Below are 15,792 nucleotides of genomic sequence, written 5' to 3' on the forward strand. Positions count from 1 at the left end.
TCCCCGTATAACCCTGGGGGGCGGGCGGGGGGTTGATCCCGGCGGGCCGGGCACCCGTCCTCCGCTCAAGCGGCTCGCGTCTTCGCAGGGGCCGCTGAGTGAGTTGCTGACGACGAGCGCTACCGCTTCCGGAATTTCGCAGCTCGTGCCATCAGGGGGGAGCCGGCATTCCTGGGATGAACCCGCACGACAGACAGGTACTGGAACCCCTGGTACGCGGCATGCCGCCCATCCGCTCCCGCCGAGGACCACGCCGGCGAAAGCCCGCCAAGCCCCACGTCCCCGGCCCGCGCCGGGGGGCGCGGGCCGGGGACGGATGCGGTACGGCCGTCAGGCGGTTCGGGTGCGCAGCCGGCGGGTCTTCCAGGCGAGCAGCGCGGCCTGTGCGATGAAGAAGACGCCACCGCCCGTGGCGTACGTCGACAGCACGTCGAGCGAGGGGTCGTCGCCCACGGCCTGGATGTTGTAGAAGACGCCGACCAGGAAAGACAGGCCGCCCGAGATCAGGGTCGGCCACTGGTTGCCCAGCTCGGAACCGCGCCGCCGCAGGCCGACGACCAGCTGGGCCGCCCCGGAGATGACCGCCCAGGCGCCGAACGCATGGAGCACCGGCTGCACGCCGCCCGCTCCGGCGATGCCGACAGCGAGGGCGGCGAACGTGCTCAACACGCCGTTGAACGCTGTGACTCCGCGCTCCGAACCGTCGGGGGTGGCGCGGTAGTCGATCAGCGACGACACCGCGTCGATCAGCGGGTAGACGACCAGCAGCGTGATCGCCGTGGCGTCGACGGAGTCATGGGCGCGGGCGAACACCAGGGCCCACACCACAGCCAGGACGCCGCGGCACAGGTACAGCCTCAGCAGGGAGGAACGTCCTCCGGTTGTTGCCCGGGTGGTGGAAGTCGCCGTCTGCGTCCTCATGGTGTTCGGCCTTTCTCGGGTTGTCGGATGGTCGGCGACGGTGTCAGTGCCGGGGCGGGAGGACGCACCGGAAGCTGGAAGCGACGTCCGGGTCTCCGTGGCCCTTGTAGCGGGACACCCCGGGGTAGCTGCACAGGTCTCGGGTGACGCTCCGGCCGGAGGCGTTGATCAAGGTGGCGGGCAGGGTCTTGGGGGCCTTGCCGTGCTCGACCCAGGCGGTCAGCGCGGCGAGGCCGTCGGCCGAGCCGTCGGTGCCGTTCAGACCGCAGTGGTCGGTGCCCGGGGCGAGGAAGAGGCGGTAGAAGTCGTCGACCCGCTTGGGGCCGCCCATCTTCCGCTCGACCTGCTTGCGGTACTCGACGGTGCCCTGGGTGGGGATGAACTGGTCGGCCTGACCGTGCCAGGTCAGCAGTTTGCCGCCGGACCCGCGGAAGCCGGAGAGGTCGGGGTCGTCCGTGCCGATCACCTTGTCGTACTCGGCCTCGGACTGCCGGAACAACTGGGTGAACTGGCTGTAGGTGATCTTCGAGAGGTCGAAGGCCGGGTCCTTCTTCAGCCAGAGCTGGACCCACGCGGCGGGTACCGGAAACGGCGCACCCGTGATGTTGCCGTTCGCGTCCGGCTTGTTGGTGGCCGCAAGGCCGTTCAGGTCGGCCCCGATCGGGACGCCGGACCACAGCTTCTCACCAGTGGCGGTGCGCGGGCCGTCCCAGATCTTGCGCACCACGGCCGCGTCGGCCGCCGTGATGGTCAACTCCCGGCCGTCGCAGGCGACCTTGGTGCCGACCAGCTCGCGAGGATCGAAGTCGCACCGCTCCGGGTCGTTGACCAGGCCGTCCTTGACGTGGTCGAGCGAGTCACAGGCCTTGACGGCGGCATCGGTGAACGCGTCGAACTCACACCTGGTCGGGTAGGCCTTCTCGTTGTTCATGACCACCTGCGGCCACAGGGTGGCGACCTCGAACTCGTCCCAGTTGACGGCGGGCGCGTCGGCGAGGATGCCGTCGTAGTCGTCGGGATGGCGCTGGGCCTCCATGTAGCCCTGGCGTCCGCCGGTGGAGCAGCCGGTGAAGTAGGAGTAGGCGGCGCGCATCCCGTAGACCGCGTCGACGACCTGCTTGCCGACGACTGCCGCCTCGTGCTGGGAACGGGAGGCGAAGTTCTCCAGCGGAGTGGTGTTGACCTCGCCGTCGCTGTTCAGCGCCCAGCTGACGTCGAGGGCGTCACCGACGCCGGCGTCCGTGGTGGTCGCCGCGTAGCCGCTCTTGACCGCGGTGCCCATCCCGACACCGTTGTCCCCGGCGAGGTAGGCGCTGCCGCCGAGTGCCTGGAAGCGGCCGTTCCAGCCTTTCTCGGGCAGCCAGGTGGTCACCTTGGCGTGGTCACCCTCGCCCGGGTGGGTGAGGGTGACGGTCACCTTGCAGAAGGCCGGGACGCCGGTGACCTCGCCTTGGAGGACGCCGGTGCCCTTGATGGTGCCGCCCTCGTCGCGGAACGTCGTCACGGCCTCCACTTCGGTACCGGCAGGGGCCTGCACCGGCGTGTAGGCGCAGTCGAACGGCGTGGCCGAGGCGGGGGTGCGGGGCTCCGCCGATGCGGTCGGCAGGTAGACCGCCGCGGCCAGCGGCACACCGGCCGCGAGCACGGACAGGAGTTTCTTCTTCATTGCTTTCACATCCGGTAAGTAGGTGTGCGCCTGACTGCAGCGGCACATGTGCACATCACACGATGAGAAGGGCGGGGGTGGGTCTACGGACGGGCTGCCCCGTGACCTCGAGGGGTGCCCCGAGGCAGCCTCGGGGCGCCAAGACTGATCAGAACGTATCACCGGTTAAGGGGGTGACGAAAGTGTGTGGGGTGCATCCAAGGGTGTGACCCACGGTCTCGATGCGATCCCATGCCGAGCGGTGCCGTGGCGGCCGGGGTGCCTGGGCGTCAGCTGCCGCCGTTCGACGGACCGGGCGAGCCGGTCGGCATCACCGGTGTCCTCGACTACCTGGCCGGTCCCGACGCGCGGTCAGTCCGCGGCCGGAACCTCCCCGTCCATGGCGGAGCGACCCGGCTCGCCGTCTGACCCGCCCGGACCGGCCGCGGGCGTCAGCCCAAGGTCAGCAGCCCGGTGACGGCGACGTGCAGGGTACGACCGAGCCGTTCGGCGAAGTCGACCCGTGTGCCGGCGAGCTCGGGGTCCCGCTGGGCCTCGGCGACCGCCTCCGAGGGGTGGGCGAACGGCCAGAGTCCGGCCGTGCACACGACGGTCAGGGAGACCAGCTCCCGGGCGGCCGTCGGCGTCAGGGCGGTGATGTTGCGCTGCACCAGATCCGCCAGCGTGCCCAACAACCTGCCGTGCGCAAGCTTGAACTCGCGCGCGGACTCGGCGGAGAGGTTCCGCTCCAGTTCCGACCCCAGCGCGCTCAGCAGGTCGCACAGCAGGGACCGGCGGGCCAGGGACCGGGCCAGGGCGTTCGTCACGGCCACCGGTGAGGCGGCACCGTGGGCCCCCGCGGACGGGAGTTCGGCGGGCAGCTCCTCGATCCACTGCGCCAGGGACCGGTTGAGCAGTTCGAAGAAGACCGCTTCCCTGGTCTCGAAGTACCGCACGACGTTGGTCTTCGAAAGCCCGACCCGCCGGCTCAGCTCGCGCAGGCTGATCTCGCCGACCGGCATCTCCGCCAGGAGCTGTGTCGCGGCGTCGATGATGGCCTGCTTGCGGATCTCGCGCTGCTCGGCGCTTCGCGCCCGCTGAAATTCCGTCGACCGGTCGTCTGCCACTGTCACTTCCCCGGGAAACTTCCTCGGCCTGCACTCAGCGCCGCCTGCGGTAAGCCTAAGCCCCGACCGGGGAGGCAGGCCTGATGCCCCGGGTCATACGGACTCGCTCACCTCACGCCACTTGGCGTCGGAGGCGGCGAGGGTCTCGGCCACGAACCGGCCGACCCGGACCGCGTCCTTGCCGAGAAGCAGACGCAGCGGCGGCTCCTCGGTCTCCGTGATGGACAGCAGGATCTGTGCTATCCGTGCGGGGGCGCCGGTCTGGTTGCCGTCCGACGCCCGCTGGCGGGCGATCGCGGGTTCGACAACCGGCTTGTAGGGCTCGCTGACCGGCGGGGTGGTCATCGAGGAACCCGCCCAGTCGGTGCGGATGGCGCCCGGCTCGGCGACGGTGACCTTGATGCCGAGGTGGGCCACCTCCTTGGCCAGGACTTCGGAGAAGCCGCCGACCGCCCACTTGGCCGCCTGGTAGGCGCCCAGACCAGGGCCGCCCACGCGGCCGCCGACGGAGGAGATCTGGACGATGTGCCCCGAGCCCTGCTCGCGCATGACGGGCAGGGCGGCCCGGGTGACGTTGACGACGCCGTAGAGGTTGGCGTCGATCTGGTCACGGAAGGCCTGCTCGGAGATGTCCTCGATGGCGGCCATGTCGGCGTATCCGGCGTTGTTCACGACGACGTCCAGGCGCCCGAAGGTCTCCACGGCCGCCTGCACGGCCCGCCGTGCGGCGGCGGCGTCGGTCACGTCAAGGGTGACCGGGCGGACCTTCTCGCCGTACGCGCCGACGAGGTCGTTCAGGGACTCGACGCGCCGGGCGGTCGCGACCAGATTGTGGCCCGCCGCCAGGACCGCCTCGGCAGTTGCGCGGCCCAGGCCGCGGGAGCTTCCGGTGATCAGCCAGGTCTTGCTCATGGTGGTGCCTCTGTCTCTGTTGCTCGGTGAGGGAAAGGGGGTTCGGAATCTTCGTGGTTCAGACGAGGAACCCGCCGTCGACCGCGAGGTGGGCGCCGGTGACGTAGGAGGCCTCGTCGGAGAGCAGGAAAGCGACGGCCTTGGCCACCTCCACGCCGGTGCCGAGCCGACGGGCCGGGATGCGCTCGGCGATCTTCGCGACCTCGTCGGGGTTGCCCTGCTGGCGAGGCACCGGGATGACGCCGGGCTGAAGCTCGTTGATGCGGACACCGTGCCGTGCCCACTCGGAGGCCGCCGTGCGGGTCAGTCCGCGCATGCCGTGTTTGCTCGCGCTGTAGGCGGCGCGGGCGGACAGGCCTCGGTCGGCGAAGACGCTGGAGACGTTGACGATGGCGCCGCCACCGGCCTCCCGGATCGCCGGGATCTGGTACTTCATCCCGTAGAAGACGCCGGAGAGGTTGATCCCGATGGTCTTGTTCCACTCCTCCTCGGGGAGGTCGGGGACTTCGTGGAAGACGCTGGAGGTGCCCGCGTTGTTCACCGCCAGGTGCAGGGCGCCGAAGTGGCGGACGGTCTCGGCGACGGCGCGCTCGACGGCATGCGCGTCGCTGACGTCGGCCGGCAGGACGAGGGCCCTGCCGCCCGCCGCGGTGATCTCACCGGCGAGCTCCTTCAGGGGTTCCTCCTGGCGGCTCACCAGGGCGACAGCGGCCCCGCGGGCCGTGAGCAGCCGGGCGATGTCGGATCCGATGCCGCTGCCCGCGCCCGTCACGAAGGCGGTCCGGCCGGCGAATTGGTCGTCGAAGTTCATGAGGTGTGCTCCTTGCCCAGAGGGCCGGCCGGTCTCGGCCGGGCCCCTGCGTGCGGTGTCCGGTGTGGACGTCACTTATCGGTGTCGTCCTGGAGGGTGTTGAGGGCTCCGTAGCGGGCGCCCTTGACCCGCACGGGGTCGAACAGGGCGCCGAGGCCGGCCACGTCGTCGAGGCTGAGCCGGACCGAGGTGGCCGCGAGGTTCGCGCGGACGTTGTCCGGACGCTTGGAGCCGGGGATCGGGACGATGTCGTGGTGCTGGGCCAGCAGCCAGGCGAGGGCGATCTGGCCGGGGGTGGCGCCGGCGCCTGCGGCGAACCGCTCCAGCTCATCGACCAGCCGCAGGTTGTGCTCGAAGTTCTCGCCCTGGAACTTGGGCAGCGTCGAGCGGAAGTCGTCGCGGCCGAACTCGGCCCCGCGGCGGAAGGCTCCGGCGAGCATGCCGCGGCCCAGCGGGCTGTAGGGCACCAGGGTGATGCCCAGGCGGCGGCACTCCGGCAGCACCTCGGCCTCGACGCCGCGCTCCCAGAGCGAGTACTCGCTCTGCAGGGCGGAGACGGGGTGGACGGCGTGGGCCCGCCGCAGAATCTCCGTACTGACCTCGCTCAGGCCGATTCCCCGGACCTTGCCCTCGACGACCAGGTCGGCCATGGCGCCCACGGTGTCCTCGACAGGGACGGCCGGGTCCAGCCGGTGGTAGTAGTACAGGTCGATCCGGTCCGTTCCGAGCCGCTTCAGGCTGGCCTCGCAGGCGGCCCTCACGTACTCGGGGCGGCCGTCGAAGAAGCTGCGGCCCTCGGGCGTGGGGCGCGCGGAGAACTTGGTCGCCACGACCGCCCGGTCCCGGCGGCCCTTCAGGGCCCGGCCCAGCAGTTCCTCGTTGTGCCCGAAGCCGGGCACCGGCCGGCCCGGGGTGGCACTGCTCGCCCCGTAGTAGTCCGAGGTGTCGAACAGCTCCACGCCCAGCTCGATCGCGTCCCGGATGGTGGCGACTGAGGCGTCCGGGTCCGCCGCTCCGTAGAACTGCGACATCCCCATGAGCCCGAGGCCGACGGGCCGCACGGAGATGCCGGAGCCGCCGAGTGGCGCACGCGCTGCCGCGGTGGTGTCTTCGTTCACGCCCTGTACCGCCCTTTCGTGGAGCCTGTCCGGCGACCCTTTAAGAGGCCACTGGAATCTTATTGCCTCCACGGTAAAGGTCCACTGGCCTCTTGTCGAGTCCCAGCGGTCCGGAGTGAGGTGCGCAACGTTTCCGGCGGGAGACAGCCGCTTTTCAACAGGCCCCCGACGTGGGTTCCTTGACTGTGCGGACTTAGGGTGTCCGCCGACGGGTTCGCGTCACGACGAGCTCGAGGGGTCACAGGGGGAGGACACAGATGTCGCCTACCGTGAAAACGGGTCGCAGAAGACGCCGGACACTCCGCGTGGTGAGGCTGACGGCGCTGGCGGGCGCCGCGGCCATGGCATCGGCGCTGGTCGTCTCGGGCGTCGGCGTCGGCGCCGAGTCGGCGGCGGGGTCCGAATCCGCGCGGGGCCGTGGCGTGGTCGGGGCGGTCGCGCAGATGAAGGACGCCCGGGACACCGCCCGGCTGGCGACCGGGGAGCGTGTGGACCTGGTCGGCGGCAGGTATCTCGACATCGCGCAGCGAAACGGGCAAGGCGCGGGGCAGTACGCCATCACTTCGACGGACGGCTCCGTCGGCGTCCGCCCGGTGAGCCGGAACCGGCCCGTCGCCGGGACGCGAATGCGCGTCGGTACGACGCCGTCACTCGCGCCCGTGGCGGCGGTCCAGGCGACGACGACGTACTCGGTGAAGTTCTCCATCACCAACGCGAACGTCACGACCAAGTCGATCGCTCTGTGGAACCGTTCCAACTGGGCCGCGGTACCGGTGAACGACGACGGCTACGGCCCGGACGCCACCGCCAAGCTCGCGCCGGGCAGCTACTTCGCCGTCGCACTGCATGCCGACTACGGGCAGCCCAGTTACCTCCTCACCCGTGCGTTCACCGTGACGACCTCCGGTCTGACGGTGAAACTCGACCAGAAGCTGGCCAAGGAGACGGCCATCAGGACCGACGACACCACCGCCGCCCGTGCCGCGGCTGCGGTATGGATCTCGGTCCCCGGCGGCAACCTGGCGGGCTTCGCGGGCGGCGGCATGGGCAAGGTCTACACCACGCCCTTCTCGGTCACCGGGGCGTCCCTGCGCATCCATGAGGTGCTGACCAAGAAGGGGTCCTCCGCCTCCGCTCCCAGTCCGTACCGGTACGACCTGCTGCACTCCTTCAACAAGACCGTGCCCTCTTCGCCGATCGCGTCGGTGAGCCAGGCGGGTCTCGCCAAGGCCACCACCCCGATCCGTGCCCAGGGCGTCGCCATGCGGGGGCTCCTGGAAACCGTGCCGCAGACCGGCGAGTGGACCGGCGTCTTCATCGGCGACTGGGTGAAGACCGCGGCGACCACCACCGAATACGTCACCCCGGGCATCTCGTACTCGCGGCTGGTCGACTACGGCAGCGGCGAGCACCAACTTTCGCTGCCCGACCGCACCCTGGCCGCCGGCACCACCACGGCCGGACCCACCGTCGGTGCGGCCCCCTTCGGCCCCGGCACATCAGGCAACCGCTCCACCCGCAGCTCCACGAAGATGAGCCTGACCGAGTCGGCGACCATGAGCGACGCGGCAGGCAACCCCGGCACCGACGGCCGCTCGAAGTCCTCCTACCAGCTCACCTCCGGCGGGCAGACCCTCGCGTCAGCCGACGGCCTGTCGCCGTATTCCGGGCTGTCCGCCACCGTCCCGAGCACCACCGCCACCTACCAGCTGACACACACCGTCACGCGCAGGAACGGTTACTCTCGCCTGTCGACGCTGGTACGCAACGAATGGACCTTCACCTCCACGGGCACCAGCACCTCCCGCGCGCTGCCCCTGGTCGACACCTCTTTCGCCGTGCCCGGACTGAACGCCCGCAACGCCGCCGGCGCCGCCCCCGTGACCATGGACGTCACAGCCACGACCCGCGGCTCCGAGGCGGCGGCGACGGTCACCGCCCTGGAGTACTCCACGGACGACGGCACCACCTGGACCCAGCTCCCGCTCACCCCCACCGACACCGGCACCACCGCGACACTGGCCGTCCCGGCCACCGCGGCATACGTCTCGCTGCGCGCCACGGCCGTCAACGACGAAGGCGGCAGCGTCCGGCGCACCGTGATCCGCGCCTTCGGCGGACCGGGGATCCAGGGTGACGAGCAGGCCGGCACGACGAAGATCTCGAATCTGGTCGTCAACGGCGGGAAGCCGGTGGTTCTCACCACCGCCGAGTTCCAGGAGTTCAAGGCGACCTTCACCGCCACCGACCCCTCCGGCATCGCCGAAGGCGACCTGTTCCTGTACCACGGCTCGTACGACGCACCCGACGGCGTCCTCTTCGGAACCTGGCCCGCCACCTGCACCGCGCAGTCCGCCACCACCTCGATCTGCGAGACGCACGTGGCCTACGTCTGGCCGCGTTCCACGCTGGGGCTCAACTCCCTCGCGGGCACCTGGAAGGTTGCCGCCTGGGCGTGGTCGAAGGACGGCACCAGCCACACCGACCTGCACGCCGCCAAGAGCGTCCTCGTGCAGCGCCACTCCAAGCTCACGGCGAACGCCTCTCCCGAGCCGATCGCCAAGGGCAGGACGCTCACGGTCACCGGGACCCTGACCCAGGCGAACTGGCAGTCGGACACGAAGGCCTACGCGGGCTACGGCAGCCAGCCGGTGAAGATCCAGTTCCGCAAGAAGGGCACCACCACCTACAAGACGATCAAGACGGTCAAGTCGTCGTCCACCGGCGCCCTGAAGACCACCGTCACCGCCTCTACCGACGGCTACTGGCGCTTCAGCTTCGCCGGAACGACCACCACCCCGGCCGTCTCGGCGACCGGCGACTACGTCGACGTGCGGTAGCGAGCGGCACGGCAAGAGCAGGGCCCCGACCGTCCGCGGTCGGGGCCCTGCGTGCCGACCGGACTCCGGTCGGCGCACATCGGCCTGCAGGGGGCCGTGGGCTACCACCAGATGACGACGTATCCGGGACCGCCGCGCGCGCCGTCGTCCCCGAAGATCCCAGGGCCGCCGCTGCCGCCGATGCCCGCAAACGCTGGTGCCGGTTGGATGACGCCGTCCACTGCCGGACGGCCCCCCAGGGCCGGAATGCTGGTCCCGCCGGCCCCGCCGATGTTGCCATCGCGGGTCGTGCCCTGGCCGGGACAGGAGGCGCCGCCGCCCAGGCCGCCGGCATTGCCCGGGGCGGCCAGGCCGCCCTTTGCCTCCACGACGCCGCCGAGACCGTTGTTCACCGTGCTCGATGTGCCCGGCTGGCCGCTCGTGTGCGCGGGCCCGCCTGCTCCTCCTGCGCCGATGTCCACCGTGACCGGTGTGCCCGCCTGGACGGCGAGGACGCACCAGGCGAAGCCCCCGGCGCCGCCGCCCGATCCAGAGTTGACGTCACTTCCCGAACCACCTGCGCCGGCACCCCATGCCTGGACGAAGACCGTGGTGACCCCGTCGGGCGGCTCGAATTGGCCGTCGTCGGTGAAGTCCTCCAGGCCGTGAGTGGGCGCGACACCAGGCCCTCCGGGATCACCCTTCGGCCCCTGCGCTCCCGGCGGGCCGGGAGGCCCAGGCGGGCCGGGAATCCCGGGGCGCACCGGGTGCCAGTGATACCCCGGGCGGCTGGGGCAATACCCAGGGAAGAACGGGAACAGCAAGCACGGGTCCGCGAGAGCGGTCTCAACGCCGGGCTTCACGGCGCCGGCCTGACCACCGTCGGCACTCCCCGCGTACGCGGCACCCGTCAGAGCACTGGACGCCAGGGCCACGCTTGCGGCAAGCGTCCACATCCGCATACCGTCTCGGCGCCGTATGGGCGCCTGAGACGCGGCTATTCGGGACAACACGTCACCTCCAGCAAGGGGGCCCGCGACGCGCGGCAGACGCCGCCCACCAGGAGAGAAGAGCTGTCGGAGACAGCAGCGAGCCCACAGCAAGAATCGCTCTGCGTAGCGTGAGTCGCACATTTGGTAGCCGACCGGGTGATCGCCCGACCTGGTGTTCCGGCGCGGCCGGGCCTGCCTGGCCAACCGGCGCCTGCGGCGGATGCGCCCGGACCGTGACAGCGAGCCTGCAGGCGGGGGCGAGTGAGCGGCATCGGGACCTCGGCCCTGGTCGTCCTCGGCGTGGTCACCGGCCTGACGGTCATCGGTGTCGTCGGCGTCCGCGCCGGACGGACCAAGCCGTGGCGGCCGCCGTCGCGCGACGGCTCCGAGCGAACGCCCGCCCCCAACCTTCCGGGGGCGGGCGTTCTGACGTGCGCGAAGCGCCCGCCTCCACCGCTGGGACGGGCGCTTCGGGTGCGCCGGGCCCGTTTCACGCCGGGCCGATGGCCACCGCCGGCACGGGTGGTCAACCCGTACCGGCGCAGACCGCACTGTCATACGGCCTGCACCTACGGAGACCGGACAGCCCGCCGACGTGTGACAACGAGCCGTCAACGCACGCGATCTGACGCCCCACGTCAACATCCCGGGCCCTGCGGCAACGTCCGGTCTGTTCGAATCCCAGGCGCCTCGGACCCGGTAGCGCCGGGGGTCGAAGCGGGTTCGTCCGCCGCGGGTCAGCGGACGGTGCCCGGGAGGAGGCCCTCCTCGCGGAACTGCGTCCGGTACAGCTCCGCGTACCGGCCGTCCGCCGTCAGGAGTTCGGTGTGGGTGCCGCGTTCCAGGATGCGGCCGTCCTCCACGACGAGGATGAGGTCGGCGGCGCGCACCGTGGAGAGGCGGTGGGCGATGACGACGGCGGTGCGGTCGGCGAGGGCCTCGGCGAGGGCTTCCTGGACGGCGGCCTCGGAGGTGCTGTCGAGGTGGGCCGTGGCCTCGTCGAGGATGACCACGCGCTGGCCGGCCAGCAGCAGCCGGGCGATGGTCATGCGCTGGCGTTCACCGCCGGAGAGGCGGTAGCCGCGTTCGCCGACGACGGTGTCGAGGCCGTCGGGGAGCTCGGTGACCAGCCGGTCGAGACGGGCGCGGCGCAGGACGTCGCGCAGGTCGTCGTCGGTGGCGTCGGGCCGGGCGAGCAGGAGGTTGGCGCGGATGGTGTCGTGGAAGAGGTGGCCGTCCTGGGTGACCATGCCGACCGTGGCGCGCAGGGAGGCGGCCGTCAGGTCGCGGACGTCGGTGCCGCCGACGCGGACGGCGCCCCCGTCGGCGTCGTAGAGGCGGGGCAGCAGCTGCGCGATGGTCGACTTCCCGGCGCCGGACGAGCCGACGAGCGCGACGGTGTGGCCGGGTTCGGCGCGGAAGGAGATGCCGTGGAGGACCTCGCCGCCGGCGCGGGTGTCCAGGACCGCGACCTCCTCCAGTGAGGCCAGCGACACCTTGTCGGCGGACGGGTAGCCGAAGCGGACGTCCTCGAACTCGACGGAGACCGGCCCGGAGGGCACCGGGCGGGCGTCGGGGCCGTCGGTGATGAGGGGCCGCAGGTCGAGGACCTCGAAGACCCGCTCGAAGCTGACCAGGGCGCTCATGATGTCGACGCGGGCGCCCGCGAGCGCGGTCAGGGGCGCGTAGAGGCGGGTGAGGAGGAGGGCGAGGGTGACCACGGAGCCGGCGTCGAGGGCGCCGGTGAGCGCGAAGTGGCCGCCCAGACCGTAGACGAGCGCCAGCGCGAGGGCGGAGACGAGGGTGAGGGCCGTGATGAACGCCGACTGCGCCATGGCGGTCCGTACGCCGATGTCCCGCACCCGGCGGGCGCGTTCGGCGAAGCGGGCCGACTCGTCGTCGGGCCGGCCGAAGAGCTTCACCAGGGTGGCGCCGGGTGCCGAGAAGCGCTCGGTCATCTGGGTGCCCATGGCGGCGTTGTGGGCCGCGGCCTCGCGCTGCAGGCGGGCCATGCGGGTGCCCATGCGGCGCGCCGGGACGACGAAGACCGGGAGGAGGACGAGGGCGAACAGGGTGATCTGCCAGGACAGGGTGAGCATGACGCCCAGGGTCAGCAGGAGGGTGACGAGGTTGCCCACGACCCCGGAGAGCGTGTTGCTGAAGGCGCGCTGCGCGCCGATCACGTCGTTGTTGAGGCGGCTGACCAGGGCGCCGGTGCGGGTCCGCGTGAAGAAGGCGACGGGCATGCGCTGGACGTGGTCGAAGACGGCGGTGCGCAGGTCGAGGATGAGGCCCTCGCCGAGGTTCGCGGACAGCCAGCGGTTCAGCAGCCCGAGGCCCGCCTCGGCCAGGGCGATCACGGCGATCAGCAAGGCCAGCGTGGTGACCCGCCCGGGGTCGCCGCCGGAGACGATGGCCTCGACGATCCAGCCCGCGAGGACCGGGGTCGCCACGGCGAGCAGCGCGGTCACGATGCTCAGCAGGACGAACTGGGTGATGCGGCGTCGGTGCGGCCGGGCGAAGGCGCCGACACGGCGCAGGGTGTAGCGGGCCAGGGGGCGTCGGTCCTGCGTGGCGTTCATGACGCTGTGCAGTTGGGTCCAGGCGGTGGTCTCCATGCTCATGGAAGGACCGTAGAACCTCGACCGGCCTTGAGGTCAAGGAATATCCGACGGCGAGCAGGGCGGCGGCAGGAACGCGGCGCGAGGCGGCGTCCCACGATACCGGCGGGAGATCGATATCCTCACGATCGGTTCGGCGGAGCACCTCTCCAGGGAGCAGTTCATGCCACATTCGGGAGAAACCGCGGACGGAATTCCCCGGCCGCAGCGGTTCGCGGACGTCGAAGGCTGGTTCTGGCCGGTGGACCAATTGCTCTTCGACTGGTTCCTGCGGCGGCAGAACGACCGGGAACGCCCGGGTGACCTGCTGGAACTCGGCGCCTATATGGGGAAGAGCGCCATCTTCATGGGCCGCTACCTCCGCGAGGGGGAGCGGTTCACCGTGTGTGACCTGTGGGATTCGCCGGCCGTGGACGATCCCAACAGCGCCGAGATGAACAAGGCGTACGCGACACTCACACGGCGTGCTTTCGAGGCCAATTACCTGTCGTTCCACGACCGGCTCCCCATCATGGTGCAGGGCCCGACCTCGGTGATCACCTCGCACGTCGGCGCCCGCAGTTGCCGGTTCGTGCACGTCGACGCCTCGCATCTGTACGAGCACGTCTCCGGCGACATCGCGGCCGCGCGCGAGCTGCTCGTCCCGGAGGGCATCGCGGCCTTCGACGACTTCCGGAGCGAGCACTGCCCGGGTGTCGCCGCCGCCGTGTGGGCGGCGGTGGCGACGGTCGGGCTCAGGCCCGTCGTGGTCACGAGCACCAAGCTCTACGGCACCTGGGGGGATCCGGACCTGGTCCGCGAGGAGCTGCTGCGGTGGCTGGGGACGCGCCAGGACCTGTGGCACGCCGTGGACCAGGTGGCGGGAGTGCCCCTGATCCGCATCAGGGGCACGAAGGCGAATTCCCCGGCTCTGCCGCTCTCCCGCCACGAGCCGCTCCACGGGTACCCGTCCCCGTTCGCGGAACGGGCTTCCGCCGCCCGCCGCCTGGCCAAGGACCTCGTCCCGCCGGTCCTGGCCCGCGCCCTGCGGTCGGCGTCCCGCCGGCGCCGGACGTCATGAGGCGCTGAGCACGGCCTCACCTCGCAGGAACCCCGCGACGGACGTCACGAAGCGGCCGGCGTCGTCGAGCCAGGGGAAGTGCCCGGCCCCGGGCTGGACGACGAGCCCGGCGTCCGGGAACAGCGCGGCGAACTCGGCGACCGTGGCCGGGGGCGCCCCGAGGTCGACCTGCCCGGCCAGCAGGAGGACCGGTGACGCCAGCCCGGCGAGCGCGGCACGGGTGCCGTCCGGGTCGAAGGCGCCCTCGGCGCCGAAGGCGGACACGACCTCGTCGCTCATCTGCTCCCGTTCCGCCGCCTGGTGGGCCCGCGCCGGCTCGTCCCAGCGGCCGTAGGAGAACGGCGCGACGGCCTGCCACCGCTCGGCGGTGGCCTCGCCCGCCACGATCGCCTCCAGGGCCGCGAACGCCTCCGGGAACCACGGCTCGTCCCGGCGCAGCAGGGCCGTCTCGCGCCGGAGGCCGCCCGTGATGGGGAGGCCGACGGCCCGGACGCTCGGCGTGACGAGGACGAGGCTGCCGACCCGGTCCGGATGGCGGCCCGCGTACCGCGCGGCGAGGTTGGCCCCCGCACTGTGCGCGAGCACGTCCATCCGGTCGAGGCCGAGGTGCTCGCGCAGGGCCTCGACGTCGTCGACGAGCCGGTCGCAACGGCAGGAGGCGATGTCCCGCGGCATCCCGGACAGACCGGTGCCCCGCAGGTCCAGCCTGATCAGCTGCCGGTGCGCGGACAGGCCGCCGAGGTCACCGAGGTACACGGAGTCCTGCGGCCCGCCGGGCAGGCAGACCAGCGGGCGGCCCGAGCCGAGGACGTGGTAGGCGAGCTGGGTGCCGTCGTACGAGGGGAAAACGGGCATGGCGGAGATCCTTTTCTGCGGTGGTGAGGGAAGCGCGGTACCGGGGCGCCCGGAGGGTCAGTGCTGTGCCTGTCGCGCGGCGGGGTGGTCCCGGACCAGACGGCGGGCGAAGAAGCGCTGTTCGCTCTCCACCTCGGACGTCGGCAGTTCCATGTGCCGGCCCGGGTTGGCGCGGAGCGTCTTGTCGCGGGAGGCGAAGGCGTCGAAGAGGGCGAGGGACGACGACCGCGGGACCAGCTCGTCGTCCCACTGCAGGAGGAAGCGGACCGGGACGGTGATCCGGGCCGCCGTCTCGGTCAGGGACTCGTGACCGAGCAGCCCGAACACGGCGGCGGTGATCCGGGGTTCGGCGGCCACGAGCGGTACGCCGACGGCGGTGCCCAGCGACACGCCCCAGAACCCGACGGGGACGTCCGGGCCGACCCGGCCGTGGGCCTGCAGGGCGTCCAGGGTGGTGCGCCACTCCGGGACGGCGCGGGTGGCCAGCGCCGCGTTGTGGGCCGCGATGAGCGGGGCGACGGGCCCGCCCGAGGCCATCGCCTCCCTGATGCGTACCGCGGCGGCCTCGTCGGCGGCGGTCCGCGGGCGGTCGCCGTGCCCGGGCGCGTCGATGGCGGCGACCGCGAAGCCTCCGGTCGTCACATGGTGGTGGGCGCGGGCCAGGAGGCCCGGGGCCTTCTTGTCCCTGCCGCCGCCGTGGGCCAGCAGGATCAGCGGGCGGTCGCCGTCCGCGTCGGCGGGGGTGTCGGCGGGGGACCAGAGCACGCCGGTGATGTCGCCGAGGACGAAGAGGTGTTCCGAGACGCCGTTCGCGGTCGTCTCCGAGAGGAAGCGCATGACTTGATGCCTTTCGGGATGCCTTCGGGCACTCCCGGGGACACCTGCGTCAGAGGGTCCGCGCAGCCGTGCGG

The 15,792-nt window shown here is 71.6% G+C and carries 13 protein-coding genes; 3 read left to right on the forward strand and 10 right to left on the reverse strand.

Going from position 1 to position 15,792, the window contains the following annotated elements; translation table 11 throughout:
* Positions 1-330: 330 nt before the first annotated feature.
* Together ACFV3E_RS43495 and ACFV3E_RS43500 are read right to left on the reverse strand one after the other, a co-directional pair.
* Entirely contained in the window at positions 331-921 is a 591-nt protein-coding gene (locus ACFV3E_RS43495) for a DUF308 domain-containing protein (protein WP_500541628.1), read from the reverse strand.
* 43 nt (positions 922-964) lie between these two features.
* On the reverse strand, positions 965-2,587 hold the full coding sequence (locus ACFV3E_RS43500) for a tannase/feruloyl esterase family alpha/beta hydrolase (protein ID WP_500541630.1): 1,623 nt from the start codon (positions 2,585-2,587) through the stop codon (positions 965-967).
* Between the two features lie 231 nt (positions 2,588-2,818).
* On the opposite strand from ACFV3E_RS43500, the gene ACFV3E_RS43505 reads away from it, so the two are divergent.
* Positions 2,819-2,995: a hypothetical protein gene (locus tag ACFV3E_RS43505; RefSeq protein ID WP_500541632.1), complete on the forward strand. Its 177-nt coding sequence runs from the start codon at positions 2,819-2,821 to the stop codon at positions 2,993-2,995.
* 23 nt (positions 2,996-3,018) lie between these two features.
* On the opposite strand, the gene ACFV3E_RS43510 is transcribed toward ACFV3E_RS43505, so the two are convergent.
* From ACFV3E_RS43510 to ACFV3E_RS43525, 4 genes are all read right to left on the reverse strand, one after another.
* Positions 3,019-3,693 (reverse strand): TetR/AcrR family transcriptional regulator, encoded by a 675-nt coding sequence (locus ACFV3E_RS43510; RefSeq protein ID WP_500364399.1) that lies wholly within the window; start codon positions 3,691-3,693, stop codon positions 3,019-3,021.
* Between the two features lie 93 nt (positions 3,694-3,786).
* Entirely contained in the window at positions 3,787-4,605 is an 819-nt protein-coding gene (locus tag ACFV3E_RS43515; protein WP_500541634.1) for an SDR family NAD(P)-dependent oxidoreductase, read from the reverse strand.
* A 58-nt stretch (positions 4,606-4,663) separates the two neighbouring features.
* On the reverse strand, positions 4,664-5,416 hold the full coding sequence (locus ACFV3E_RS43520; RefSeq protein WP_500541636.1) for an SDR family NAD(P)-dependent oxidoreductase: 753 nt from the start codon (positions 5,414-5,416) through the stop codon (positions 4,664-4,666).
* Between the two features lie 71 nt (positions 5,417-5,487).
* The gene (locus ACFV3E_RS43525) at positions 5,488-6,534 is read right to left on the reverse strand and encodes an aldo/keto reductase (RefSeq protein WP_500541638.1); all 1,047 of its coding nucleotides are present in this window, start codon (positions 6,532-6,534) and stop codon (positions 5,488-5,490) included.
* A gap of 308 nt (positions 6,535-6,842) precedes the next feature.
* Here ACFV3E_RS43525 and ACFV3E_RS43530 point away from each other — a divergent pair, with 308 nt between their 5' ends.
* Positions 6,843-9,374: a hypothetical protein gene (locus ACFV3E_RS43530; protein WP_500541640.1), complete on the forward strand. Its 2,532-nt coding sequence runs from the start codon at positions 6,843-6,845 to the stop codon at positions 9,372-9,374.
* Positions 9,375-9,475: 101 nt separating this feature from the next.
* Here ACFV3E_RS43530 and ACFV3E_RS43535 read toward each other — a convergent pair whose 3' ends face one another.
* Both ACFV3E_RS43535 and ACFV3E_RS43540 read right to left on the reverse strand, forming a co-directional pair.
* Positions 9,476-10,990 (reverse strand): glycine-rich domain-containing protein, encoded by a 1,515-nt coding sequence (locus ACFV3E_RS43535; protein ID WP_500541642.1) that lies wholly within the window; start codon positions 10,988-10,990, stop codon positions 9,476-9,478.
* Between the two features lie 92 nt (positions 10,991-11,082).
* Complete coding sequence (locus ACFV3E_RS43540) at positions 11,083-12,969, reverse strand: ABC transporter ATP-binding protein (protein WP_500541644.1); 1,887 nt, start codon at positions 12,967-12,969, stop codon at positions 11,083-11,085.
* Between the two features lie 160 nt (positions 12,970-13,129).
* Between ACFV3E_RS43540 and ACFV3E_RS43545 the strand changes: the two genes are divergently transcribed.
* The gene (locus tag ACFV3E_RS43545; protein WP_500541646.1) at positions 13,130-14,026 is read left to right on the forward strand and encodes a class I SAM-dependent methyltransferase; all 897 of its coding nucleotides are present in this window, start codon (positions 13,130-13,132) and stop codon (positions 14,024-14,026) included.
* Here the strand turns inward: ACFV3E_RS43545 and ACFV3E_RS43550 are convergent.
* Together ACFV3E_RS43550 and ACFV3E_RS43555 are read right to left on the reverse strand one after the other, a co-directional pair.
* Entirely contained in the window at positions 14,021-14,881 is an 861-nt protein-coding gene (locus ACFV3E_RS43550; RefSeq protein ID WP_500541648.1) for an alpha/beta fold hydrolase, read from the reverse strand. The two genes, ACFV3E_RS43545 and ACFV3E_RS43550, sit on opposite strands and share 6 nt — an antisense overlap.
* 57 nt (positions 14,882-14,938) lie before the next feature.
* On the reverse strand, positions 14,939-15,718 hold the full coding sequence (locus ACFV3E_RS43555) for a dienelactone hydrolase family protein (RefSeq protein WP_500541650.1): 780 nt from the start codon (positions 15,716-15,718) through the stop codon (positions 14,939-14,941).
* Positions 15,719-15,792: the final 74 nt, after the last annotated feature.

This window comes from Streptomyces sp. NPDC059718 (assembly GCF_042733315.1).
GTDB lineage: Bacteria > Actinomycetota > Actinomycetes > Streptomycetales > Streptomycetaceae > Actinacidiphila.

Coding starts and splice junctions, on each gene's coding strand:
- ACFV3E_RS43495 (WP_500541628.1), bottom strand. CDS start 921: ATGAGGACGCAGACGGCGACTTCCACCACCCGGGCAACAACCGGAGGA.
- ACFV3E_RS43500 (WP_500541630.1), bottom strand. CDS start 2,587: ATGAAGAAGAAACTCCTGTCCGTGCTCGCGGCCGGTGTGCCGCTGGCC.
- ACFV3E_RS43505 (WP_500541632.1), top strand. CDS start 2,819: ATGCCGAGCGGTGCCGTGGCGGCCGGGGTGCCTGGGCGTCAGCTGCCG.
- ACFV3E_RS43515 (WP_500541634.1), bottom strand. CDS start 4,605: ATGAGCAAGACCTGGCTGATCACCGGAAGCTCCCGCGGCCTGGGCCGC.
- ACFV3E_RS43520 (WP_500541636.1), bottom strand. CDS start 5,416: ATGAACTTCGACGACCAATTCGCCGGCCGGACCGCCTTCGTGACGGGC.
- ACFV3E_RS43535 (WP_500541642.1), bottom strand. CDS start 10,990: ATGTTGACGTGGGGCGTCAGATCGCGTGCGTTGACGGCTCGTTGTCAC.
- ACFV3E_RS43540 (WP_500541644.1), bottom strand. CDS start 12,969: ATGAGCATGGAGACCACCGCCTGGACCCAACTGCACAGCGTCATGAAC.
- ACFV3E_RS43545 (WP_500541646.1), top strand. CDS start 13,130: ATGCCACATTCGGGAGAAACCGCGGACGGAATTCCCCGGCCGCAGCGG.
- ACFV3E_RS43550 (WP_500541648.1), bottom strand. CDS start 14,881: ATGCCCGTTTTCCCCTCGTACGACGGCACCCAGCTCGCCTACCACGTC.
- ACFV3E_RS43555 (WP_500541650.1), bottom strand. CDS start 15,718: ATGCGCTTCCTCTCGGAGACGACCGCGAACGGCGTCTCGGAACACCTC.